The organism is Streptomyces sp. S4.7 (genome assembly GCF_010384365.1).
Lineage (GTDB): Bacteria > Actinomycetota > Actinomycetes > Streptomycetales > Streptomycetaceae > Streptomyces.
In genome coordinates this window covers 3,737,832-3,759,191 of record NZ_CP048397.1, presented here as the reverse complement: position 1 = coordinate 3,759,191, position 21,360 = coordinate 3,737,832, and the positions used below count along the sequence as shown (strand labels likewise).

Annotated in this window: 22 protein-coding genes, 1 pseudogene and 1 riboswitch; of the genes and pseudogenes, 10 read left to right on the top strand and 13 right to left on the bottom strand. The window is 69.9% G+C overall.

Going from position 1 to position 21,360, the window contains the following annotated elements:
* Window positions 1–112: 112 nt before the first annotated feature.
* A complete protein-coding gene (locus tag SSPS47_RS16650; RefSeq protein ID WP_164251791.1) occupies window positions 113–1,522 on the bottom strand; it encodes an MATE family efflux transporter in 1,410 nt (469 codons plus the stop codon).
* 423 nt (window positions 1,523–1,945) lie between these two features.
* Here SSPS47_RS16650 and dnaB point away from each other — a divergent pair, with 423 nt between their 5' ends.
* On the top strand, window positions 1,946–3,424 hold the full coding sequence (gene dnaB / locus SSPS47_RS16645; protein WP_078076239.1) for a replicative DNA helicase: 1,479 nt from the start codon (window positions 1,946–1,948) through the stop codon (window positions 3,422–3,424).
* Window positions 3,425–3,549: 125 nt separating this feature from the next.
* Here the strand turns inward: dnaB and SSPS47_RS16640 are convergent, their stop codons facing one another.
* From SSPS47_RS16640 to SSPS47_RS35445, 3 genes are all read right to left on the bottom strand, one after another.
* A complete protein-coding gene (locus SSPS47_RS16640; RefSeq protein WP_164254617.1) occupies window positions 3,550–4,698 on the bottom strand; it encodes a DUF6596 domain-containing protein in 1,149 nt (382 codons plus the stop codon).
* A 5-nt stretch (window positions 4,699–4,703) separates the two neighbouring features.
* Complete coding sequence (locus tag SSPS47_RS16635) at window positions 4,704–5,111, bottom strand: YciI family protein (RefSeq protein ID WP_164251790.1); 408 nt, start codon at window positions 5,109–5,111, stop codon at window positions 4,704–4,706.
* Between the two features lie 207 nt (window positions 5,112–5,318).
* The gene (locus SSPS47_RS35445; protein ID WP_164251789.1) at window positions 5,319–5,669 is read right to left on the bottom strand and encodes a hypothetical protein; all 351 of its coding nucleotides are present in this window, start codon (window positions 5,667–5,669) and stop codon (window positions 5,319–5,321) included.
* Window positions 5,670–5,767: 98 nt separating this feature from the next.
* Between SSPS47_RS35445 and SSPS47_RS16625 the strand changes: the two genes are divergently transcribed.
* Together SSPS47_RS16625 and SSPS47_RS16620 are read left to right on the top strand one after the other, a co-directional pair.
* The gene (locus tag SSPS47_RS16625) at window positions 5,768–6,700 is read left to right on the top strand and encodes an alpha/beta hydrolase (protein ID WP_343234889.1); all 933 of its coding nucleotides are present in this window, start codon (window positions 5,768–5,770) and stop codon (window positions 6,698–6,700) included.
* A 76-nt stretch (window positions 6,701–6,776) separates the two neighbouring features.
* A complete protein-coding gene (locus SSPS47_RS16620; protein ID WP_164251788.1) occupies window positions 6,777–8,153 on the top strand; it encodes a serine hydrolase domain-containing protein in 1,377 nt (458 codons plus the stop codon).
* A 57-nt stretch (window positions 8,154–8,210) separates the two neighbouring features.
* On the opposite strand, the gene SSPS47_RS16615 is transcribed toward SSPS47_RS16620, so the two are convergent.
* Together SSPS47_RS16615 and SSPS47_RS16610 are read right to left on the bottom strand one after the other, a co-directional pair.
* Window positions 8,211–8,675, bottom strand: a complete 465-nt coding sequence (locus tag SSPS47_RS16615; protein WP_164251787.1) for a GNAT family N-acetyltransferase — start codon at window positions 8,673–8,675, stop codon at window positions 8,211–8,213.
* Between the two features lie 10 nt (window positions 8,676–8,685).
* Entirely contained in the window at window positions 8,686–9,168 is a 483-nt protein-coding gene (locus tag SSPS47_RS16610) for a MarR family transcriptional regulator (protein ID WP_164251786.1), read from the bottom strand.
* Between the two features lie 225 nt (window positions 9,169–9,393).
* Here SSPS47_RS16610 and SSPS47_RS16605 point away from each other — a divergent pair.
* Window positions 9,394–10,533: pseudogene (locus SSPS47_RS16605) on the top strand (MFS transporter); the annotation flags it as partial.
* Window positions 10,534–10,621: 88 nt separating this feature from the next.
* On the opposite strand, the gene SSPS47_RS16600 reads toward SSPS47_RS16605, so the two are convergent.
* Window positions 10,622–11,161, bottom strand: coding sequence for a DUF2269 domain-containing protein (locus SSPS47_RS16600; protein ID WP_164251785.1), 540 nt, complete (start codon window positions 11,159–11,161; stop codon window positions 10,622–10,624).
* 76 nt (window positions 11,162–11,237) lie between these two features.
* Here SSPS47_RS16600 and SSPS47_RS16595 point away from each other — a divergent pair, with 76 nt between their 5' ends.
* Window positions 11,238–11,915, top strand: coding sequence for an HAD family phosphatase (locus SSPS47_RS16595; RefSeq protein ID WP_164251784.1), 678 nt, complete (start codon window positions 11,238–11,240; stop codon window positions 11,913–11,915).
* 14 nt (window positions 11,916–11,929) lie between these two features.
* On the opposite strand, the gene SSPS47_RS16590 is transcribed toward SSPS47_RS16595, so the two are convergent.
* The 4 genes from SSPS47_RS16590 to SSPS47_RS16575 form a co-directional block, all read right to left on the bottom strand.
* Window positions 11,930–12,409: an NUDIX hydrolase gene (locus SSPS47_RS16590; protein ID WP_164251783.1), complete on the bottom strand. Its 480-nt coding sequence runs from the start codon at window positions 12,407–12,409 to the stop codon at window positions 11,930–11,932.
* Window positions 12,410–12,461: 52 nt separating this feature from the next.
* Window positions 12,462–13,355: a LysR family transcriptional regulator gene (locus SSPS47_RS16585; protein ID WP_147873131.1), complete on the bottom strand. Its 894-nt coding sequence runs from the start codon at window positions 13,353–13,355 to the stop codon at window positions 12,462–12,464.
* A 234-nt stretch (window positions 13,356–13,589) separates the two neighbouring features.
* A complete protein-coding gene (locus SSPS47_RS16580; RefSeq protein ID WP_164251782.1) occupies window positions 13,590–14,735 on the bottom strand; it encodes a cystathionine gamma-lyase in 1,146 nt (381 codons plus the stop codon).
* Between the two features lie 15 nt (window positions 14,736–14,750).
* Complete coding sequence (locus tag SSPS47_RS16575) at window positions 14,751–15,131, bottom strand: phage holin family protein (RefSeq protein ID WP_164251781.1); 381 nt, start codon at window positions 15,129–15,131, stop codon at window positions 14,751–14,753.
* Window positions 15,132–15,145: 14 nt separating this feature from the next.
* Between SSPS47_RS16575 and SSPS47_RS16570 the strand changes: the two genes are divergently transcribed.
* From SSPS47_RS16570 to SSPS47_RS16555, 4 genes are all read left to right on the top strand, one after another.
* Window positions 15,146–15,463, top strand: a complete 318-nt coding sequence (locus SSPS47_RS16570) for a cupin domain-containing protein (protein ID WP_147873129.1) — start codon at window positions 15,146–15,148, stop codon at window positions 15,461–15,463.
* Window positions 15,464–15,625: 162 nt separating this feature from the next.
* The gene (locus SSPS47_RS16565; RefSeq protein ID WP_203557860.1) at window positions 15,626–15,841 is read left to right on the top strand and encodes a DUF5326 family protein; all 216 of its coding nucleotides are present in this window, start codon (window positions 15,626–15,628) and stop codon (window positions 15,839–15,841) included.
* Window positions 15,842–16,165: 324 nt separating this feature from the next.
* Window positions 16,166–16,942, top strand: a complete 777-nt coding sequence (locus SSPS47_RS16560) for a helix-turn-helix domain-containing protein (RefSeq protein WP_164251780.1) — start codon at window positions 16,166–16,168, stop codon at window positions 16,940–16,942.
* Between the two features lie 152 nt (window positions 16,943–17,094).
* Window positions 17,095–17,529: an SsgA family sporulation/cell division regulator gene (locus SSPS47_RS16555; protein ID WP_147873126.1), complete on the top strand. Its 435-nt coding sequence runs from the start codon at window positions 17,095–17,097 to the stop codon at window positions 17,527–17,529.
* 4 nt (window positions 17,530–17,533) lie between these two features.
* Here SSPS47_RS16555 and SSPS47_RS16550 read toward each other — a convergent pair whose 3' ends face one another.
* The gene (locus SSPS47_RS16550) at window positions 17,534–18,940 is read right to left on the bottom strand and encodes a YibE/F family protein (RefSeq protein WP_164251779.1); all 1,407 of its coding nucleotides are present in this window, start codon (window positions 18,938–18,940) and stop codon (window positions 17,534–17,536) included.
* A 71-nt stretch (window positions 18,941–19,011) separates the two neighbouring features.
* Window positions 19,012–19,154, top strand: a riboswitch (TPP riboswitch).
* Here SSPS47_RS16550 and thiC point away from each other — a divergent pair.
* Window positions 19,149–20,903 carry a phosphomethylpyrimidine synthase ThiC gene (gene thiC, locus SSPS47_RS16545; protein WP_164251778.1) on the top strand — a complete coding sequence of 585 codons (1,755 nt, stop codon included), beginning with the start codon at window positions 19,149–19,151 and terminating at the stop codon, window positions 20,901–20,903. Its footprint overlaps the riboswitch before it by 6 nt.
* A gap of 128 nt (window positions 20,904–21,031) precedes the next feature.
* Here thiC and SSPS47_RS16540 read toward each other — a convergent pair whose 3' ends face one another.
* Window positions 21,032–21,265 carry a hypothetical protein gene (locus SSPS47_RS16540; protein ID WP_078075313.1) on the bottom strand — a complete coding sequence of 78 codons (234 nt, stop codon included), beginning with the start codon at window positions 21,263–21,265 and terminating at the stop codon, window positions 21,032–21,034.
* Window positions 21,266–21,360 lie beyond the last annotated feature (95 nt).

Here is a 21,360-nt window from a genome sequence, read left to right as displayed (position 1 = left end):
GGGTCCGCCCGGTAGCTGTTTCGTCCGCAATCGCCGGACGGGCTCAGGCCCGTCCGGCGATTGCGTTTTCCGCGCTGTTTCACGTGAAACGCGGGGACGCCGGAGTCTCCGGTCAGCGCGTGGCGCCCGTGACCAGCCAGTGGCCGGACCGGGTGCGCAGCCACAGAGTCAGCATGCGGACCGCCATCATCAGCGTCATGGCCCACCACAGGGCGGTGAGTCCGCCCCCGAACACCGGCACCAGCAGCGCGACCGGTGCGAAGACGGCCAGCGTCACCACCATCGCCTTCGCGAGATAGGGACCGTCGCCCGCGCCCATCAGCACACCGTCCAGTACGAAGACGATGCCCGCGACCGGCTGGGTGACCGCCACCACCAGGAGGGCGGGCAGCAAGGTGTCCTGGACCAGCTGATCGCCCGTGAACAGCGGGATGAACAGCGGGCGTGCCAGCACGATCAGCACCCCGAGTCCCACGCCGGAGACCACACCCCACTGCACCATGCGACGGCAGATGTCCTTGGCACCCTGGGGATCGTTCGCGCCCAGATAGCGGCCGATGATCGCCTGTCCGGCGATGGCGATGGCGTCGAGTGCGAAGGCCATCAGGCTCCACAGCGACAGGATGATCTGGTGCGCGGCGACATCGGCGTCGCTGAGGCGGGCCGCGACGGCGGTGGCGATCATCAGGACCGCCCGCAGGGAGAGCGTACGGACCAGAAGGGGGACGCCCGCGTGGGCGCTGGCCCGAATGCCGGCGGAGTCGGGCCGGAGCGAGGCGCCGTGGCGGCGCGCCCCCCGTACGACGACCACCAGATAGGCCGCGGCCATGCCGAACTGCGCGAGGACGGTGCCCCAGGCGGAACCGGCGATGCCGAGGCCGACGCCGTAGACGAGCACCACGTTGAGGACGGCGTTGGCGCCGAAGCCGCCGATGGCGACGTACAGCGGGGTCCGGGTGTCCTGCAGACCGCGCAGGACGCCGGTCGCCGCCAGGACGACCAGCATGGCCGGGATGCCGAGGCTGGAGATGCGCAGATAGGTGATCGCGTACGGCGCGGCGGTGTCCGAGGCGCCGAAGACGCCGACGAGCCAGGGCGCCAGGGGGAGGGTGACGGCGATGACGGCGGCGCCCAGCAGCAGGGCGAGCCAGATCCCGTCCATGCCCTGCCGGATGGCGGACTGAAGATCACCCGCGCCGACGCGGCGCGCGACGGCCGCAGTGGTGGCGTAGGCGAGGAAGACGAAGACGCTCACGGCCGTGCCCAGCAGAGCCGCCGCGATCGCCAGTCCGGCGAGGTGCGGAGTACCGAGATGGCCGACGATCGCGCTGTCGACCATCAGGAAGAGAGGCTCGGCGACGAGGGCGCCGAAAGCGGGCACGGCGAGGGCGACGATCTCGCGGTCGTGTCGCCGTCGGGCGGCCTTGGACCCCGTGTCGGGTCCCCTGTCGAGCCGGTCGCCGGGGTCACTGTCCCGACCGCTGTCGGAGCCGGAACCGGATGCCGTGGGGACCTGTGTCATGCGCTCAATCCAATCTTCCACAGGTAAGAGATGCAATGCGGCTGTGATCCTTACCGACTGATGAGATTCGGGCGCTGCTGTGCGCCGTTTGCTCGGATCTTGGACCAGCTTGGAAAGTTTTTCTCCCCCACAGCCGGTGGATGGAGAAAACCCAGGTCAGAGTCGGTGTGGCGGAGGTGGCACGAGGTTGTCCACAGTGCTGTCCCCCGGTCCGTGCACAGGTTCACCGGAGTTCTCCACAGCATATGGTCCTTCGTCCACATGGCCTGTGGATAACCAGATTGGCGGACCGTCCCCGCAGGCCTACCGTGGACCGACGTCCGACGCGCCGGAACCGGAGTCAGGCCACTCGATTTGTCAGTGTCGTGCCGTAGAAAGACTCGCACGGCGAGGTCCGCATGGCGGACGGGAGGAGGTGGCCGGATGAGCATCCCCGAGCCATTGGACGACCCCTGGACCGAAGCCGGTCCGGGTGATCGTCTGCCGGTCTCCCGCCAGCGCCGAGGTGAGGGAAGGGGCCGCGACGAGCAGCACGAGCGCGGCAGGGACAACGCCGCGTGGGACGGCGGATCACCCGGTTTCGAGCGGGTGCCTCCCCAGGACCTGGACGCCGAACAGTCCGTGCTCGGCGGCATGCTGCTCTCCAAGGACGCGATCGCCGACGTCGTGGAGATCATCAAAGGCCACGACTTCTACCGCCCCGCGCACGAGACGGTCTTCCAGGCGATCCTCGACCTGTACGCGAAGGGCGAGCCGGCCGACCCCATCACGGTGGCCGCCGAGCTGACCAAGCGCGGCGAGATCACCCGGGTCGGCGGAGCGTCCTATCTGCACACGCTGGTCCAGTCGGTCCCGACGGCGGCGAACGCGTCGTACTACGCGGAGATCGTGCACGAGCGCGCGGTGCTGCGCCGTCTCGTCGAGGCCGGCACCAAGATCACACAGATGGGATACGCGGCGGACGGCGACGTCGACGAGATCGTCAACTCCGCCCAGGCCGAGATCTACGCGGTCACCGAGCAGCGCACCAGCGAGGACTATCTGCCCCTCGGCGACATCATGGAGGGCGCGCTCGACGAGATCGAGGCGATCGGTTCACGCAGCGGAGAGATGACGGGTGTGCCGACGGGGTTCACGGACTTCGACTCCCTCACCAACGGGCTGCACCCCGGCCAGATGATCGTCATCGCGGCCCGTCCCGCCATGGGCAAGTCGACCCTCGCGCTGGACTTCGCGCGCGCGGCCTCCATCAAGAACAACCTGCCGAGCGTCATCTTCTCCCTGGAGATGGGGCGCAACGAGATCGCGATGCGCCTGCTCTCTGCGGAGGCGCGGGTGGCGCTGCACCACATGCGGTCCGGCACGATGACGGACGAGGACTGGACGCGGCTGGCCCGCCGGATGCCGGACGTCTCGCAGGCGCCGCTGTACATCGACGACTCGCCGAACCTGTCGATGATGGAGATCCGCGCGAAGTGCCGCCGGCTCAAGCAGCGCAACGGACTGAAGCTGGTGGTCATCGACTACCTCCAGCTGATGCAGTCCGGCGGTTCGAAGCGCGCGGAGAGCCGCCAGCAGGAGGTCTCGGACATGTCGCGAAACCTCAAGCTGCTGGCGAAGGAGCTGGAGCTGCCGGTCATCGCGCTCTCCCAGCTGAACCGTGGCCCCGAGCAGCGTACGGACAAGAAGCCGATGGTCTCGGACCTGCGTGAGTCGGGCTCCATCGAGCAGGACGCGGACATGGTGGTGCTGCTCCACCGGGAGGACGCGTACGAGAAGGAGTCACCGCGCGCGGGCGAGGCGGACCTGATCGTGGCCAAGCACCGTAACGGCCCGACGGCGACGATCACGGTGGCGTTCCAGGGCCACTACTCGCGCTTCGTGGACATGGCGCAGACCTGAGCGACGCGGCTGTACCGGTGGGAGTGCGGTCACGCCCGGACGGGGCCCAGGCGTCGAAGCGAAGGCGCCGGGGCGTGGACCTGCGGCGCCACCGGACGGTGTTCGGACCCTCGTCGCTCTGCCGCTCAGCAGCCCCTCAGCCTCGCGTTGAGCCGTGCGGCCTGGCGTGTGAGGTGGTCGCGTTCCGGCAGGCTGGTCGCCGATCGGGCGGCTTCGGCGTAGAGCCGGGCCGCGGTCGCCGGGTCGCCGTCGCGCTCGTGCAGATACGCCGCGACGGCGGTGTGGCGGGGCAGGGCGGGGTCGAGCGCCGCCAGGGCCGCCAGGCCGGCCCGCGCGCCGTCGGCCTCGCCGACCGCGACGGCCCGGTTGAGGCGGGCCACCGGGTTGTCGGTGAGCCGCACCAGTTCGTCGTACCACTCCACGATCTGCACCCAGTCGGTCTCCTCGGCCGACCGGGCATCGGCGTGGAGCGCGGCGACGGCGGCCTGGGCCTGGAACTCGCCCAGCCGGTCGCGGGCGAGGGCTGCCTGGAGCACGTCGACGCCCTCGGCGATCAGACGCGTGTCCCACAGGCCGCGGTCCTGCTCCGCGAGAGGCACGAGCCTGCCGTCGGGGCCGGTCCGTGCCCGGCGGCGTGCGTGGTGGAGCAGCATGAGCGCGAGCAGTCCCGCGACCTCCTCGTGGTGGGTCCTGGCCGCGAGTTGGCGAGTGAGCCGGATCGCCTCGCCGGCGAGGTCGACATCGCCGGAGTAGCCCTCGTTGAAGACCAGGTAGAGCACGCGCAGCACCGTGGCGACGTCACCGGGCCGGTCGAACCGGACACCGGAGACGGTCCGCTTGGCCCTGCTGATGCGCTGGGCCATGGTCGCCTCCGGCACCAGGTAGGCGCGCGCGATCTGGCGTGTGGTCAGGCCGCCGACCGCGCGCAGCGTGAGCGCGACGGCCGAGGCCGGTGTCAGGGACGGGTGCGCGCACCGGAAGTACAGATGGAGCGTGTCGTCCACCGCCTCGCCCGCGCCGGGCACTGGCTCGCTCTCGACGCGCACCTCGCGGAGCCGTCGTGAGGTCTCGGCGCGGGCGGTGTCGAGGAACTTGCGCCAGGCCGCGGTGACCAGCCAGCCCCTGGGATCGCGCGGCGGGTCGTCCGGCCATACGCGCAGAGCCTCGACCAGGGCGTCCTGCACGGCGTCCTCGGCCGACGCGAAGTCCGCTCCGCGACGGACGAGGACGCCGATCACCGCGGGGGTGAGGGTGCGCAGCAGCGCCTCGTCCATGCGCGTCACTCCGTGACGGTCGGGGACGCGGCGAGGAACGGGCGCAGCTCAAGCCACTCGTGGATCGGCTTCCCGCCCGCGCCCGGAGCCGCGGACAGCTCCGCCGCCAGTTCGAGCGCCCGCTCGTAGGTCTCGACGTCGATCACCATCCAGCCCGCGATCAGGTCCTTGGTCTCCGCGAACGGGCCGTCGGTGACCGGTGGCCGTCCCTCGCCGTCGTAGCGGACGAACGTGCCCTTCTCGGAGAGCGCCTGGCCGTCGACGAACTCGCCGGTGCCTTCGAGCCGAGCGGCGAAGTCACGCATGTACTGCACGTGAGCCACGACCTCCTCCGGCTCCCACTGGTTCATCGGCACGTGGTTGACCGCGGTCGGAGTGCCCCGGTAGTGCTTGAGCAGCAGGTACTTGGCCATGATGGTTCTCCTTGGTGCTGTACGGCCCATTGTGGCCGCGTTCACCCCTGAGACGGAGCCGCGGCCGGGTTCTCGACATCCTGCCGCGAAATTCTTCCGGCGGACTTCGAGGACTCCGGGGACGTCGCCCGCTCCGAGGTCGCCGAGGCGGGCGACCGGGGGCGCTGGAGGCTATCGGATCAGCCCCACCCCGGGCTCTGTCCGGACCTAGTCGCTGCCGCCGCCCCCGCCGCCGCTTCCGCAGCTGAAGCCGCCCGGTTCCGGGGACGAGTGGCTGCCGGAAGGCGAGTCCGGGTCCCCGCCGTCCTCGTAGTCGTGGCCGTGGTCCGGATCGGCGGCCCTGCCCATGCGTATCAGCGACCGTCCCAGGCCGGCGGGGATCGCCGTTCCCGCGACGACGCGGCGCAGCCGTCGGTCCCGGTGGGCGGCCGGGCCGTCGAAGACGTACGCGGGGAGGGTGCCTTCCGTCCTCGCCGCCTTCAGTTCGCTCCTGCCCGGCCTGGGTGAGCCGGTGCCGTGCGCGGGGTCTCGTGCGTCGTCTCGGCTGTCATGGCTCAACGCTAGGAACGGGGTACGGGCCCGGTAACCCGCCTTCTGTACTGCCGTTTCCGTCCAAGGTATGGCTCGTCGCCACCGCTCGGCCGACCAAAGTACGGATGAGAAGTCCGGCCGTCGATACGCTCGTCGCACTCTCCGACTCCGTCGAACTGGACTGGTCCCAGTGCCCTCCGCCGCTGCTGCCCGCCCCACGTTCGTACTCGTGGACGGCTCGTGCGGCGGCTCCTTCATGTGGGCCCCGATCCAGCGGGAGCTGGCGCTGGATCGGGCACCGCGGTCTCGCCGTCGATCTGCCGGGGCACGGGCTCGACGCGCAGTATCCGGTCGCCTACCAGGCACCGCAGGATCTCGACGCGTGGGCGGCCGAGCCGTCGACCCTGGCCGGTGTCACCCTGCGGGACAACGTCGACCTGGTGGCCGATGCCGTCCGCCGGGTGGCCGGGCACGGGCCGGTGGTGCTCGTCGGCGCAAGCCTCGGCGGACTGACGACCACCGCCGTCGGCAATGAGATTCCCGGTCTGATCGACCGGCTCGTGTACATCTCCGCGTGGTCGTGCGTGCGGCACGGCAACCCGATGGAGTACATGGCGGAGCCGGAGTTCGCCGACAGCCTGCTCCCCGGTCTCGGCGGTTTCAACGTGGGGGACCCGGAGGTGATCGGAGTCGGCCGGGCCAACTACCGCACCGCCGATCCGCAGCTGCTCGCCGCCCTCAAGGAGGCGACGATGGCGGAGGCCACCGACGCGGAGTTCATGGCCTTCATCAACATCCTCCAGCCCGACAAGTCGCTGATGGTGATCGGTGGCGAGGGGCGTGGGCACGCCGATATGTGGGGCACGGTCGCCCGCTCCTACATTCGCCTCGCCAACGACCGGTCGATCCCGCTCGCCATGCAGGACCGGCTGATCGCCGAGGCGGACGAGCTGACGCCGCAGAACCCCTACGACGTGCACACCCTGGACAGCAGCCACACGGGGTTCCTGCTCCAGGCCCCGAAGGTGGCCGGGATCCTCGACGGCCTGGCGCTCTGAGAGAGCGCTCCGCCCCCGGAGGCAGGGTCGCCGAAATGCGGTCGACGGGACAGGGCTCTACCGATAGATGTGGACCATGACCTCACCCCTCGAAGAACTCCTCCCCAGTACGCGACGGGCCCTGCTGCACCGCGTCGCCACCGCGCAGTCCGAAGGGCGCGCCCCCTCGCTCGTCGGCGCGGTCGCGCGCGACGGGCACACGGTCTGGTCCGGCGGGCGCAGCTGTGTGGACGGTCATGAGCCGGACGCGGACACCCAGTACCGGATCGGCTCGATCACCAAGTGCTTCACCGCCGTTCTGGTGCTGCGGCTGCGCGACGAGGGCCTGCTCGATCTGGCCGACCCGCTGGAGAAGCACCTGCCCGGTACCGGGGTCGGTGAGGTCACCATCGCCCAGCTCCTCGGCCACGGGGCAGGTCTGGCGGCCGAGGCACCGGCCCCCTGGTGGGAGCGCACGCCCGGCACGACGCGCCCCGAACTGGCCGACGTGCTCGGCGAGAACCCCGTGCTGCACCCCGCGGGCCGGCTGCACCACTACTCCAACCCCGGCTACACCCTGCTCGGTTCGCTGATCGAGGCGCTGCGCGGCGCGCCCTGGGAGGCGGTGCTGCGGCGGGAGATCCTGGAGCCGCTGTCGATGCGCCGTACGACCACACAGCCCGTCGCCCCGGCGGCCGGCGGCTGGGCCGTGCATCCCTGGGCGGACGCGATCCTGCCCGAACCGGCCGAGGATCTCGGCCTGATGGCCCCGGCGGGCCAGCTCTGGTCGACGGCGGACGATCTGTGCCGTTTCGGGGCGTTCCTCGCCGGGGGCGACGACCGGGTCCTGAGCGCCGCTTCCGTACAGGAGGCCCGGACTCCCGCCACGCCCCCCGAGAGCGGTCAGTGGGGCGGCGGTTACGGGCTCGGCGTGCAGCTCGTCCACGGGGGTGGCCGCACATACGCCGGGCATACGGGCTCGCTGCCCGGCTTTGTCGCCGCGCTCTGGGTGAGTGTCGAGGACGGACTGGTCGGCGTCGCGCTCGCCAACGCCACCTCCGGCCCGCTCACCGGTGTCGTGGCCGCCGAACTCATCAACATCGTCGCGGAGGCGGAGCCCCGTATCCCCGAGCCGTGGCGGCCGCTGCCCGAGGTCGACCAGTCACTGCTGGAGCTGACGGGTCCCTGGTACTGGGGGGCGACTCCGTATGTCCTGCGCCTGACGGCGGATCGCGGACTGGACTTCGCGCCGCTGCGCGACGCGGGCCGGCGTTCCCGGTTCGTGGCCCGAGCGGACGGTACGTGGAAGGGGCTCGACGGTTACTACACGGGGGAGACGCTGAAGGCCGTCCGCCGCCCGGACGGCCGGGTGAGCCATCTCGACCTGGGCTCCTTCGTCTACACCCGCGAGCCGTACGCGCCGGGGGACGCGGTCCCGGGCGGGGTGGACGAGCAGGGCTGGCGCGGTCTGTGATGTTTCACGTGAAACCGGACGCACGGCGCCGGTGCCCGCACCGGGCCGTCCCTCGCGTCAGCTCCCGCTCTCCAGGCTCATCTTGAATCCGACGTGGGACGCGGTGAATCCGAGCCGCTCGTAGAAGCGCTGGGCGTCCTTTCGCGTCGCGTCGGACGTCAGCTGGACCAACTGGCAGCCCTGGCGCCCGGATTCATCGATGGCCCACCGGATCAGCCGGGTGCCGAGGCCGGAGGCGCGCTCGTCGACGTGTACGCGGACGCCCTCGATGACCGAACGCGTGGCGCCCCGGCGTGAGATGCCCGCGATGATCGTCAGTTGGAGCGTGCCGACGACGCGCCCGTCGCGTTCGGCGACGACCTGGTACTGATTCGGGTCGTCGGCGAGCCGCTCGAAGGCCCTGAGGTAAGGGGTGAGGTCGTCCGGCGACTCGCGTGCCGCTCCCAGTGGATCGTCGGCGAGCATCGCCACGATCTCGGGGAGGTCACCGGCGTCGGCCGGCCGTATGCGCAGATCGCTCATGGCTCGCAGATTACGCCGATGTCACCGGGGTCGACCGCGCGGGTACACGCAGCTCCTCCACGGCCCTGACCAGCGGCGCGAGCTCCGGATTCGTCGCCGCCGCGTCCAGGGCCTCCCGCAGCGCGGTGTCGTTCGTCGGCCGGGCCCCGGCGAGGAGGCGCAGGCCCGCCTCGCTCACGTCGGTGTAGATCCCGCGCCGGTCCGTCGGGCAGAGATAGCGCGTGAGCAGGCCGCGATCCTCAAGACGGGTGACCAGTCGGGTGGTCGCGCTCTGGCTGAGGACCACCGCGTCGGCGACCTGCTTCATCTGAAGGTGTCCGCCCTCGCCGTCGTGCTGGCGGCTGAGGACGTCGAGCAGCGAGTACTCACGGACACTCAGATCGTGCCCGCTCTGCAGGGCCCGCTCGATATGCGTCTCGATCCTGCTGTGCAGCAGGGAGAGGGCCACCCAGCCCTGGGCGAGGGCGGTGAGTGCGGGATCCGTGGCGGTCATGGCGTCTTCCTCCGTCGTCTCCGTCGTCTCCATCGACCGGAGCTTGCGGGACCCAGGATAGGGCACGTCTGCAATATAGCGCGCTTGCAATTAAACGGCGTCTGCAAGTATTGTCCACGCTCGTAAAGCGCATGCACAAGCAGCAGGCGCGTCAGCAGCGCACACGTGGGCAGCGCACACGCGAGCGGCCCGCGTACCGACACACATCCGGGAAAGGCCACATCCATGCCACTCGCGCTCCTCGCCCTGGCCATCGGGGCGTTCGGGATCGGGACCACCGAATTCGTGATCATGGGGCTGCTCCCCGAGGTCGCCGCCGAGTACGCCGTCACCATCCCCACCGCGGGCCATCTGGTCAGCGGCTACGCCCTCGGAGTCGTACTCGGCGCGCCGATCATGACCGTCCTGGGCACCCGCGTCAGCCGCAAGCGCATGCTGATGCTGCTGATGGGCCTGTTCATCGCGGGCAACGTCATGTCCGCACTCGCCCCCACCTTCGGCCTCATGCTCACCGGCCGGGTCGTCGCCTCACTCGCCCACGGCGCCTTCTTCGGCATCGGTTCGGTCGTCGCCGCCGGGCTCGTCGCCCCGCACAAGAGGGCCGGCGCCATCGCGATGATGTTCACCGGTCTCACCCTCGCCAATGTCGTGGGCGTCCCCCTCGGCACATACGTCGGCCAGAGCACCGGCTGGCGCGCGACCTTCCTCCTCGTCGCGGGCCTGGGAGTCGTCGGTCTCGCCGGTGTCGCCAAGCTCGTACCGGAGCAGCCCGGGCCGCGAGGCGTACGGATCCGCCACGAGGTGGCCGCCTTCCGCAACGTCCAGGTCCTGCTCGCCATGGGGATGACGGTCCTCGGATTCGGCGGCGTCTTCGCCGCGATCACCTACATCACCCCGATGATGACGCGGACCGCCGGCTTCGCCGACTCCTCCGTCACCTGGCTCCTCGTGCTCCTCGGCCTCGGCATGGTGGGCGGCAACCTCATCGGCGGCAGGTACGCCGACCGCCACCTCATGCCCATGCTGTACGTCTCGCTGGGCGCCCTGTCCGTCGTCCTGGGGCTGTTCACCCTCACCGCGCACAACAAGATCGCCGCTGCCGTCACCCTCCTCCTGATCGGTGGGCTGGGCTTCGCGACCGTGCCGCCGCTCCAGAAGCGCGTGCTCGACCAGGCGTCCGGCGCCCCGACGCTCGCCTCCGCCGTCAACATCGGCGCGTTCAACCTCGGCAACGCCCTCGCCGCCTGGCTCGGCGGCCTTGTCATCGGCGCCGGGCTCGGGTACACGGCGCCCAACTGGGTCGGTGCCGCGCTGGCCGCCTCCGCGCTGCTCCTCGCCGTCGTCTCGCGCACCCTGGAACGCCGCGCTGCCCGTGACGGCGAGATCGCCACCACGGAGACCACCACGGCCACCACCTCGGAGGCGGCGACGGACACGGTCCCCGCCGGGGCCGTCACGCGGCCGGGCCGAGGCGCTTCTCCGCCACCTCGCGACCGGCACGCTTCCCGGCCGAGGCGGCCCGGACCCGCCGCCCCCGGCGTGTCGGCCCCCACGGCTTCAGCACCGAGACGACGGTCATGAAGAGATACGCACCGGTCGCCACCGACGGCGCGGCGACCAGACTGATGTCGGGCACACCGCCGCTCTCCGCGGCCTCTCCGATCCCCGGCCGCAGTGCGAAGACCGTGGCCGCGCCGGTGACCAGCGTGATCCAGAACTTGACCCGGACCCAGTGGTACCGGGCCAGCCCCCAGGGCGTTCCCAGGGAGAGCACCAGCCCGCTGACCAGCGTGATCACGACGACGGGCGCGAGCAGCCAGTCGGCGAACACCTTCATCGCACGGTAGGACGCCTCGGTGAGGGAGGAGTCCCCGGTGGTGTACGCGGTGATGCCGAGCGTGAGCAGGCCGAGGGTGAGGCCCAGCCAGCTCACGGAGACGGCGACATGGACGACGAGGAGTGCCCGGCGGACGGGCCGCTTGACTGGTTTCACGTGAAACACGGTGCCGCGATCCGCGGCGGAGGGCGTCTGACGGCGGGAGTAACCGCCCGTACTAACCTCGGCGTACATGGAGAGCCCCGGGAAGAACATCCACGACCGCCCGCGTACCCTGCATCTGTTCGATCTCGACGGCACGCTGATCCGGGGATCGGCCGCCGCCGTCGAGATCTCCCGGCAGCTCGGTGTGAGTGCCGAGATCGCGGAGCTGGAGCGTGAGTTCCTGACCGCGGGGCTGGCCCCGGACGAGTTCGCCGTCCGGGCCAGGGAGCTGTGGGCGGAGCTGACCGCCGCGCAGGTCGAGACGGCCTTCGAGGGGGCGCCGTGGCTGGCCGGCATCCGCGAGGTCTGGGCGGACATCCGTGCACGCGGCGACTACTGCGCCGTGATCACGCTGTCGCCGGACTTCTTCGTCGAACGCCTGCTGCCGTGGGGCGCGCACGCCACCCATGGCTCACGCTGGCCGGCCCTGCCGTTCACCGGGCCGGTGGACCGGTCGGGGATCCTCGACACGGCGGCCAAGGTCCGGATCGCGAACGAGCTGTGTAAGCGGTTCGGTGTCCGCCTCGAAGACTGTGTCGCCTTCGGGGACTCCATGTCCGACGCGGCGATCTTCGCGTCCGTCCCCCGCGCGGTGGCGGTGAACGCGGACCACCATCTGACCGGGCTCGCCACGCACACCTACCGGGGCGGCGATCTGCGCGAGGCGTTCGAACTGCTGAGCACCCGCCCGCACTCGCGCGGCTGAGGCCGGTCGGCGTGTCAGCCCAGGTCGGGCGCGTGCATCGCCCGTACGCCCTCGATGTTGCCGTCCAGATAGTGCCGCAGCGAGAGCGGGACGAGATGGACGGCGGCGATCCCGACCCGGCTGAACGGCACCCGTACGATCTCGTACTCCCCGCACGGCTCGTCGATCTCCGGCCCGTGCCGCAGTGACGGGTCCAGCGATTCGAGCCGGCAGACGAAGAAGTGCTGCACCTTCACACCGGTGATGCCGCCGTCCGCGATGTGCTCGACGGTGTCGACGAAGCAGGGCACGACATCGGTGATCTTGGCGCCCAGTTCCTCGTCGACCTCGCGGTGGAGCGCGGCGACAACGGTGGCGTCGTCGGGCTCCACCCCGCCGCCGGGAGTCAGCCAGTACGGATCCACACCCGGCTTGGTGCGCTTGATCAGGACGAGATGGTCGCCGTCGAGCAGGATGGCGCGTGCGGTGCGCTTGACCACGGGCCGTTCGGTCATGGGAAGAGCGTGGCCCGATACGGCCGTGCCGAAACTCCCCGGGCCCGCGCGGTCACCAGTCGACCGAAGCACGCAGCAGCCATTCGTGCGCCCGCGCGATGTGCGGAAGGGCCAGTGTGCCGGTCCGTACGACGAGAAAGTACGTCCGCAGCGGGGGCACCGGCGGATCGTAGAGAGCGACGATCTCACCGCGTTCCAGTGCGGCTTCGCACAGATAGCGGGGCAGCACGGCCAGCCCGGCGCCGGCCGCCGCGCTCTCCAGGACGGCGCGCAGGTCGGGTGCGATGACGGCGCCCGCGGCGGCCGGCCGTGAGTCGAAGACCGACGCCCAGTAGCGCGAGACGAGCGGCAGGGACTCGTGTACCTCCACCACCGGAAGCTGCTCCAGTACGACATGGCCCTCGCGCAGCACGTCGTGGCCCAGCCGCGCCGCCCAGCGCGGCGAGGCGACCAGGACGTGCTCCTCGTCGCAGAGCGGGGTCGAGGTGAGCAGTCCGCCGCGTGGCCGGGCGGTGACGATGGCGAGGTCGTGGTGTCCTGCGGCGAGGCCGTCCAGGAGTTCCTCGGCGTCGGCGAAGAAGGAGGCGCGGAGGGCGAGCCCCTGGCTGATCAGCGCTGTGAGCGCGGGCAGGGCGCGTACGGAGGTGAACTCGGGCGGCCCGGCGAGATGCAGCGTCCGTACGCCGGACTCCTCGTCGAGACCGGTCTCGGTGATCTCGACCAGGGCGTCGAGATGGGGAGCGGCACGGTGGGCGAGTTCGTCGCCCATGGTGGTGGGGGTGACGCCACGGGCCTGGCGCAGGAACAGCGGGCGGCCCAACTGGCGTTCCAGGGTGCGTATCTGGCCGGTGACCGCGGGCTGGGAGAGCCCGAGCAGGGCGGCGGCGCGGGTGAACGATCCGGCTCGGTGCACGGTGACGAAGGTACGCAGCAGGGCCAGGTCCATGGCAGCCCTCCTCAACTTCCGGTCCGTCCGAACCCGTCCCGGGCCCTTCGCCGGAACGTCCAACTATAAATAAGTCGATAGGCGGCTGTCGCTACCGTGATTGGACACTGACGCAGAGTCAACTAGCCTTGCTGGCGTGGTTCTTCGCGCGCGAGACCCGGGGCGGAACGGACGGCCCGAGCCACGAGGGGGGAGGCTCGGACCGTCCGTTCCGCCCGGGGTCTCGCCCACGGTTCAGCCGGCGGCTTCCGCCAGTGCGCGCAGGACGTCGGCGACGAGATCGTCGGGGTCCTCGGCTCCGACGGAGAACCGGACGAAGCCCTCCGGTACCGCGTCGCCGCCCCACCGCCCCCGCCGTTCCGCGGTCGAGCGCAGACCGCCGAAGCTCGTCGCGTCGTCCACCAGCCGCAGTGCGTCCAGGAAACGCTCGGCGTGATCGCGGTCGGGCAGGACGAACGACACCACGCACCCGTACCGCCGCATCTGCGCCGAGGCGACTGCGTGCGAGGGGTCGTCGGGCAGCCCCGGATACCGCAGTCCGCTCACATCGGCGCGCCCGGCCAGCGCCCGCGCCAGCAGCAGCGCGGTCGCGCACTGGCGGTCGACGCGGAGCTGGAGCGTGGACAGCGAGCGGTGGGCGAGCCAGGCCTCCATCGGTCCGGGGATGGCCCCGGCGATCTTGCGCCAGCGCCGCACACCCGCCGCCAGCTCGGGATCCTCGCAGGTCACATGGCCCAGGAGGATGTCGCCGTGGCCCGTCATGCCCTTGGTGTCGCTGGCCACGGAGAAGTCCGCGCCGAGCTCCAGGGGCCGCTGGCCGAGCGGTGTGGCGAGCGTGTTGTCGACGGCGACGAGAGTGCCCCGGTCGTGCGCGGCCCGCACCAGCCGGCGGATGTCGCAGACATCGAGCCCGGGGTTGGACGGGGTCTCGATCCACAGCAGCCGGGCACCGGCCAGCACACCGAGCTGCGCGTCGTCCGCGGTGGGCGCGGTCCGTACCTCGATGCCGTACGCCGTGAGCTGCTCCCGCAGCAGCGGCAGCGCCTGATAGCCGTCGTCGGGCAGGACGACCGCGTCGCCGGTGCGCAGCTGGGAGAAGAGCACCGCCGAGATCGCGGCCATCCCGGAGGCGAAGGCGACGGTCTCGACGCTCCGGCCGGGCGCCTCCAGCTCGCTGATGGCACGTTCGAGATGGGTCCAGGTCGGATTGGTGTCGCGGCCGTAGGTGTAGGGACCCGTCGGCTCACCCGGCAGATGAAAGTGGGCGGCGAACACCGGGCCCGGCATGGTCGGTTCGTATTTCACCGGGTCGGGCAGCCCTGCCCGGACGGCGCGTGTGCCGTCCCCGAGGCCGCTCCCCGCCGGCTCCACAAGGTTCATGGGGTCCAAGGGGGATCAGTCCTTGTCGTCGGGGAGCGCGACGTTCAGCGCCCACGACACGATCGAGATGATGAGCCCGCCGAGCACCGCGGTCCAGAAACCCTCGACATGGAAGCTCAGGTCGAGCTTGTCGGCGAACCAGGAGGTCAGCAACAGCATCAGCGCGTTCACGACCAGGGTGAACAGCCCCAGGGTGACGATGAACAGCGGCAGTGTCAGCAGCTGGACTATGGGCTTGACGACGAAGTTCACCACTCCGAAGATCAGCGCCACGACCACCAGTGCCAGCGCCTTCTTGCCGGTGCTGTCGCCGGTCAGGGTGATGTCATTGATCAGCCAGATCGCGACGGCCAGCGCTCCGGCGTTGGCGATCGTCTTGACTACGAAATTCTTCATGGTGAGATCGTGGCATGAAGGCATTCCGACTGGACGAGCTGGAGGCGGAACGTGCCGCCAACGACGGGGCGTATCTGCAGTTTGTACGGGAACGGAATATGTCCGTCGGCCTGTACGCGCTGGACGCCGGGACCATCGACCCGCAGCAGCCGCACCGACAGGACGAGGTCTACTTCGTCGTGAGCGGGCGCGCATCGATCACCGTGGGTATGGAGACGACGCAGGTCGGTCGCGGCAGCGTCGTCTACGTACCGGCCGGTCAGCCGCACAAGTTCCACCACATCACCGAGGACCTGCGGGTGATGGTCGTCTTCTCCCCTCCGGAGGGCTGAGGCCGGACCCTCATGATTCCGTCAGGGTCGGATCAGGGGAGTTCCAGGGCCGCGGGGCCTCCGCTCCGCCCCGCGCCGCTCTAGCATCGGAAGCAGCGGGAACGCTCATCAGGTATTCACGCTTCTGCGTGCTTCAGGTACTCACGGAACGAGGTAGGGACGATGGCGGTGCGGGAGATGGTCGCGGGAATGCCCTGGTGGGTGAAGTGGATCGCGTTGCCCGTGGTCGTGCTCGTCGTGTTCGGCGGGCTGATCGCGAGCGTGGTCGGTTTTGTGATCGGACTGCTCTTCAAGCTGCTGATCCTGGTGGCCCTGGTCGGTGGGCTCGTCTACGCGGTGCGGAAGTTCACGGCGTCGTCCTCGCGAGGTGACTGGTAGCCCGCGCCGTCCTCCACATTCGTACCCCCGCCCCTGTCGTTCCGCCGCCGTCCCGCCCCCGCCGGGGGCGGCCCCCGCCCCGGCCGTTAGCCCGCGCGGGGGAAAGGCGGAGACGAAACCACTTCCACCTCAGAGACTGCCATTAGAGTGGCAAGCCTCTGGCACCCCTTGCGAAAACAGCGTCGCCGGTCATTTTGACCAATGCATTGTGCGAGTTCCCGGCGCCGGGCCTCAGACTCTGTCTCGGGTCACCGGGGGTGTGACAGGTGCGGGGGCGGCCCCCGCGAGCGGGCGCACGCCCGTCAGTACGCCCGGGGGTGACCTTTGGCCACAGCGAGCACGTCAGCTGCCCCTACCCTGATCGGTTCGGTGCGGCGAGCGCTGCGTCTGCTGGAGTCGGCCGGCGCCCATCCGAACGGGGCACCGGCGAAACAGCTCGCCCGGGAGGCCGGCCTTCCCCTCCCCACCGCCTATCACCTGCTGCGCACCCTGACCCACGAGGGCTATCTGCGCCGTGAGAAGGGCGTCTTCTTCCTCGGCGCCGCGGTGGACCGCCTGGTGAGCGGCGAAGGCCCCGGGACCGGCCCGGCCTGCCGCACGTTGGCCGAGTCGATGGAGTACTGCCGCGATCTGATCGGGGCGCCCGTCTATTTCGCGGTCTACCGAGAGGGCGAGATCGAGATCGTCGCGGTCGCCGACAGCCCCGCCGCGCCCGCCGTCGCCGAATGGGCGGATTTCCGCGAGACCGGGCACGCGCACGCGATCGGCCAGTGCCTGCTGGGCCAGCTCGACGAGGCCGCCCGCCGGGACCACCTCGACCGGCACCCCGTGGGCCCGCTCACCCCCTACTCCGTGGCGGACCGGCGCGCACTTCTGTCGCGCCTCGGTGCCAGGGGGCGTACGGGACCCTTTCTGGAGCGGCAGGAGTACGTGCTCGGCCAGGTCTGCGCCGCCGTACCCGTGCCGCACGGGCCGACGGTCGCGGCGCTCGCGACGTCGGTGCCGCTGCATCAGGAGAGAAAACTGCTTCCCAATGTCGAACGGCTATGCAAAGAGATCGGAAACTTGATCGGCTCGCTGGAATTCTCTATCAGTATCTGAAATATCACTCCTTGTGATCCGTTACTGCGTGTTGGACGATTAAGAAGAGGATCAAGGGGCATCAATATCGGACGTTTCACCCTTCAAACCCCCGAAATCCCTCTGAATTTCTTACTCTCCGTAACTTTCCGTCATCAACTGCGGGGTACATGATGCGCGAGTTGGTTCAGGCCGAAGTCCTGATGAGTTTCCTCGTCTCCGAGGAGCTCTCATTCCGAATTCCCGTGGAACTCCGTTACGAGACGGCGGACCCCTACGCGGTGCGGATGACGTTCCATCTGCCCGGCGACGCCCCGGTCACCTGGGCCTTCGGCCGCGAGCTGCTGGTCGACGGCATCAACGAACCCAGCGGCGACGGCGACGTGTACATCTCGCCGACCGAGCCCGAAGAGCTCTCCGATGTCCACATCAGACTCCAGGTCGGCACCGAACGCGCCCTGTTCCGCGTCAGCGCACCACCGCTGGTGGCCTTCCTCGACCGTACGGACCGGCTGGTCCCGCTCGGCCAGGAGATGACGCTCGGGCACTTCGAGACCAACCTGGAGGAGACGCTGGGGCGCATCCTCGCCGAGGAGAACGCGGGCTGAGCGCTTACGCCTTGCGGCGCCGCCCGCCGCCGCCCCGCGTCCGCAGGCCCCCGAACGGCCGCCCGGTAGGCGCCTTCGGCGGCGCCCCCGAGGGTGCCCCTGACGGCGTCCCCGACGGCGCTCCCGTCTCGGTCTCCGGCGTCGCGCCTTCCCCCGTCCCCGGCCGGTCGGCCGACACCACCAGGGCCGCCAGCACGGTGGTCACCGGCACCGACGCGACCAGACCGATCGACCCGACCAGGGTCCGTACGATCTCCTGGGCCACCAGTTCGCTGTTGGCCACCGTCGCCACGCTCGACTCGGCGATCGAGAAGAGCAGCAGCAGCGGCAACGCGGCGCCCGCGTAGGCCAGTACGAGCGTGTTGACCACCGACGCGATGTGGTCACGCCCGATACGGATGCCCGCCCGGTAGAGAGCACGCGGTCCCATGTCGGGATTCGCCTGGCGCAGCTCCCACACCGCCGATGTCTGGGTGACCGTCACATCGTCCAGTACACCGAGCGATCCGATGATGACGCCCGCCAGCAGCAGGCCGCTCATGTCGATCTCCGGATAGAGCCCGTGGATCAGTCCGGTGTTGTCGTCCGTGTTGCCCGTCAGACTCGCCCAGCCGATGAACAGCGAGCCCAGCAGCCCGATCAGCAGCAGCGAGATGAGCGTGCCGAGTACGGCGACGGATGTACGGGCCGTCAGACCGTGGCACAGGTACAGCGCGAGCAGCATGATCGCGCTTGAGCCGACGACCGCGACGATCAGCGGATTCGAGCCCTGAAGAATCGCCGGCAGGATGAACAGCGTCAGCACGGCGAACGAGATGACCAGCGCGATCAGCGCCATCAGCCCGCGCAGCCGCCCCACCACGACCACCGCGAGCGCGAAGATCCCGGCGAGCAGCGCCATCGGCGTCGAACGGTCCACGTCCGTGACCGAGTACTGGAGATCCCGGGGCGCGTCGGGGGCGAATGCCACCACAACGCCTTGTTTCACGTGAAACTGCCGCGGCGCGTCGGGCTGGACGATCTCGACGAACCTGCGCCCCTTGTCCTTGCCGGTCGTCACCTCGACCGTCGCCTTCTCGCAGTCGCCGGTCTGCGCGCGCTGCGCCTCACGCCCCTCCGGCGTCGTCGTGTCGCCCGTCGGCGGGACCTGAGCGGCGTTCACGTCCTTGCAGTCGATCTGCTCGATCTTCACCACCTGGCCCTGCTCGGTCTGGCGGTCGAAGCCGACACCGGTGCGTTCGTGCGCCGGGGCGCCGCCGGGCCACAGCACGACGAGTCCGACAAGGACGGCCGTGGCGAAGGGGATCAGCACCGCGGCGATGACCTTGCGCAGGTGCTTGGAGACCGGCGCGGCCGGCCCGTGGCTGTGCGAGTGGCCGTGCGAATCGGGTGTCTGCTGGGGTGAGGTCACCGACCGATCATCGCAAGAACGGCGGGGGCCCTCTGTTCAGCACGCCCGACATCGCGTTAGCGTGGTGGTGCCTTTACACACGCGGGAGCTCGGAGCACCGGGCTGAGAGGACGCTGACTGTGGAGTTCCGGGGCTTCCCCGGATCCCTGAGCTGCGTCGACCGCCGAACCTGTTACCGGGTAATGCCGGCGTAGGGAGTAGGTCTCATATGACCGTTCAGGACGCACGCACGCCTGCCGCACGAGCCATCGGCTGGCACAAGGGATACGTGGAAGGATCGCGCGCCGACCTCCGGGTGCCGGTCCGTCAGGTGTACCTCACCAACGGCGACGACGTGACGCTGTACGACACGTCGGGCCCGTACACCGACCCCACCGTCGAAACCGACGTACGGCGCGGTCTCGCACCGCTCCGGGAGAACTGGATCATCGGCCGCGGCGACACCGAGGAGTACGCGGGCCGCCCGGTCCGTCCCGAGGACGACGGCCTCAAGCACACCTCGCCGCGCGGTGGTCTCCGCAATCTCGACGCGGTCTTCCCCGGCCGCCCGCGCCAGCCGCGCCGGGGCCGCGAAGGGCGGGCGGTGACACAACTCGCCTATGCCCGGCGGGGCGACATCACCCCGGAGATGGAGTACGTCGCCATCCGGGAGAACGTCCCGCCCGAGGTGGTGCGCGACGAGATCGCCGCGGGCCGCGCCGTACTGCCGGCCAACGTCAACCATCCCGAGATCGAACCGATGATCATCGGCAAGCGGTTCCTGGTGAAGGTCAACGCCAACATCGGCAACTCCGCGGTCACTTCCTCCATCGAGGAGGAGGTGGACAAGATGACCTGGGCCACCAAGTGGGGCGCCGACACGGTCATGGACCTCTCCACCGGCCGCAACATCCACACCACCCGCGAGTGGGTGCTGCGCAACTCCCCGGTCCCCATCGGCACCGTGCCGCTCTACCAGGCGCTGGAGAAGGTCGACGGCAAGGCCGAGGAACTGACCTGGGAGATCTACAAGGACACGGTCATCGAACAGGCCGAGCAGGGCGTCGACTACATGACCGTCCACGCGGGCGTCCTGCTGCGCTACGTGCCGCTCACGGCCCGCCGCAAGACCGGCATCGTCTCGCGCGGCGGCTCGATCATGGCGGCGTGGTGCCTGGCGCACCATCAGGAGTCGTTCCTGTACGAGAACTTCGAGGAGCTGTGCGACATCCTCGCGTCGTACGACGTGACGTACTCCCTCGGTGACGGCCTGCGACCGGGCTCGATCGCCGACGCCAACGACGAGGCGCAGTTCGCGGAGCTGCGGACGCTCGGCGAGCTGAACACCATCGCCAAGCGGCACAACGTACAGACCATGATCGAGGGGCCGGGCCATGTCCCGATGCACAAGATCAAGGAGAACATCGACCTCCAGCAGGAGATCTGCGAGGAGGCACCGTTCTACACGCTCGGGCCGCTGACGACGGACGTCGCCCCGGCGTACGACCACATCACCTCCGGCATCGGCGCCGCGATGATCGCCTGGTGGGGTACGGCGATGCTCTGCTACGTGACGCCCAAGGAGCACCTTGGCCTGCCCAACCGCGACGACGTGAAGACCGGCGTCATCACGTACAAGATCGCCGCGCACGCGGCGGATCTGGCCAAGGGCCATCCGGGGGCGCAGGAATGGGACGACGCGCTGTCGGACGCGAGGTTCGAATTCCGCTGGGAGGACCAGTTCAATCTGGCGCTCGACCCTGACACGGCACGGGAGTTCCACGACGAGACACTGCCGGCGGAGCCGGCGAAGACCGCGCACTTCTGCTCGATGTGCGGGCCGAAGTTCTGCTCTATGCGGATCTCCCACGACATCCGTCGTGACCACGGCGGTTCGCAGGACGAGATCGAGGCGGGCATGGCGGCCAAATCCAAGGAGTTCGCGGCAAGCGGCAACCGGGTGTACCTGCCGATCGCCGACTGACACGCCGCGTTCTGACCCCGGAACGGCCCATGGCCGTTGAACGCGAGTAGGGCAGGTCCGGTTCCATCCTGGCCTGGGATGGAAGGGGCCTGCCCTACTCGATGGGGGTGTGTGTGATCTGTGGGTGATCAGCCGCCGAGGATCTCGCCGACCTTGTCGGTCAGACCGCCGGCGATCTCGTCCGCGACACCGGAGCCGACGATGGCGGCGATGATCAGGGCGACGAGGACGATGACGCCGACGTACTCGACGGCGCCCTGGCCCTTGTCGCTGCGGCGCTTCATCGCGGTGACGGCGGTGTTGGCCCAGGTGCCGACGTAGAGCTTGGCGTTGGTGGCGGCCTTCAGCGTGACGTTCGACATGAGCTTTCCCCTTATGTGTCGGCCGGCCGGTGACCGGCCGACTCGTACGAGTCCTTGGTGTCGCCCCGCGTTTCCGGCTTCCTCCTGGCCGGTCC

Coding starts and splice junctions, on each gene's coding strand:
- SSPS47_RS16650 (WP_164251791.1), bottom strand. CDS start 1,522: ATGACACAGGTCCCCACGGCATCCGGTTCCGGCTCCGACAGCGGTCGG.
- dnaB (WP_078076239.1), top strand. CDS start 1,946: ATGAGCATCCCCGAGCCATTGGACGACCCCTGGACCGAAGCCGGTCCG.
- SSPS47_RS16640 (WP_164254617.1), bottom strand. CDS start 4,698: ATGGACGAGGCGCTGCTGCGCACCCTCACCCCCGCGGTGATCGGCGTC.
- SSPS47_RS16635 (WP_164251790.1), bottom strand. CDS start 5,111: ATGGCCAAGTACCTGCTGCTCAAGCACTACCGGGGCACTCCGACCGCG.
- SSPS47_RS16625 (WP_343234889.1), top strand. CDS start 5,768: ATGAGAAGTCCGGCCGTCGATACGCTCGTCGCACTCTCCGACTCCGTC.
- SSPS47_RS16620 (WP_164251788.1), top strand. CDS start 6,777: ATGACCTCACCCCTCGAAGAACTCCTCCCCAGTACGCGACGGGCCCTG.
- SSPS47_RS16615 (WP_164251787.1), bottom strand. CDS start 8,675: ATGAGCGATCTGCGCATACGGCCGGCCGACGCCGGTGACCTCCCCGAG.
- SSPS47_RS16610 (WP_164251786.1), bottom strand. CDS start 9,168: ATGACCGCCACGGATCCCGCACTCACCGCCCTCGCCCAGGGCTGGGTG.
- SSPS47_RS16595 (WP_164251784.1), top strand. CDS start 11,238: ATGGAGAGCCCCGGGAAGAACATCCACGACCGCCCGCGTACCCTGCAT.
- SSPS47_RS16590 (WP_164251783.1), bottom strand. CDS start 12,409: ATGACCGAACGGCCCGTGGTCAAGCGCACCGCACGCGCCATCCTGCTC.
- SSPS47_RS16585 (WP_147873131.1), bottom strand. CDS start 13,355: ATGGACCTGGCCCTGCTGCGTACCTTCGTCACCGTGCACCGAGCCGGA.
- SSPS47_RS16580 (WP_164251782.1), bottom strand. CDS start 14,735: ATGAACCTTGTGGAGCCGGCGGGGAGCGGCCTCGGGGACGGCACACGC.
- SSPS47_RS16575 (WP_164251781.1), bottom strand. CDS start 15,131: ATGAAGAATTTCGTAGTCAAGACGATCGCCAACGCCGGAGCGCTGGCC.
- SSPS47_RS16570 (WP_147873129.1), top strand. CDS start 15,146: ATGAAGGCATTCCGACTGGACGAGCTGGAGGCGGAACGTGCCGCCAAC.
- SSPS47_RS16565 (WP_203557860.1), top strand. CDS start 15,626: ATGGCGGTGCGGGAGATGGTCGCGGGAATGCCCTGGTGGGTGAAGTGG.
- SSPS47_RS16555 (WP_147873126.1), top strand. CDS start 17,095: ATGCGCGAGTTGGTTCAGGCCGAAGTCCTGATGAGTTTCCTCGTCTCC.
- thiC (WP_164251778.1), top strand. CDS start 19,149: ATGACCGTTCAGGACGCACGCACGCCTGCCGCACGAGCCATCGGCTGG.
- SSPS47_RS16540 (WP_078075313.1), bottom strand. CDS start 21,265: ATGTCGAACGTCACGCTGAAGGCCGCCACCAACGCCAAGCTCTACGTC.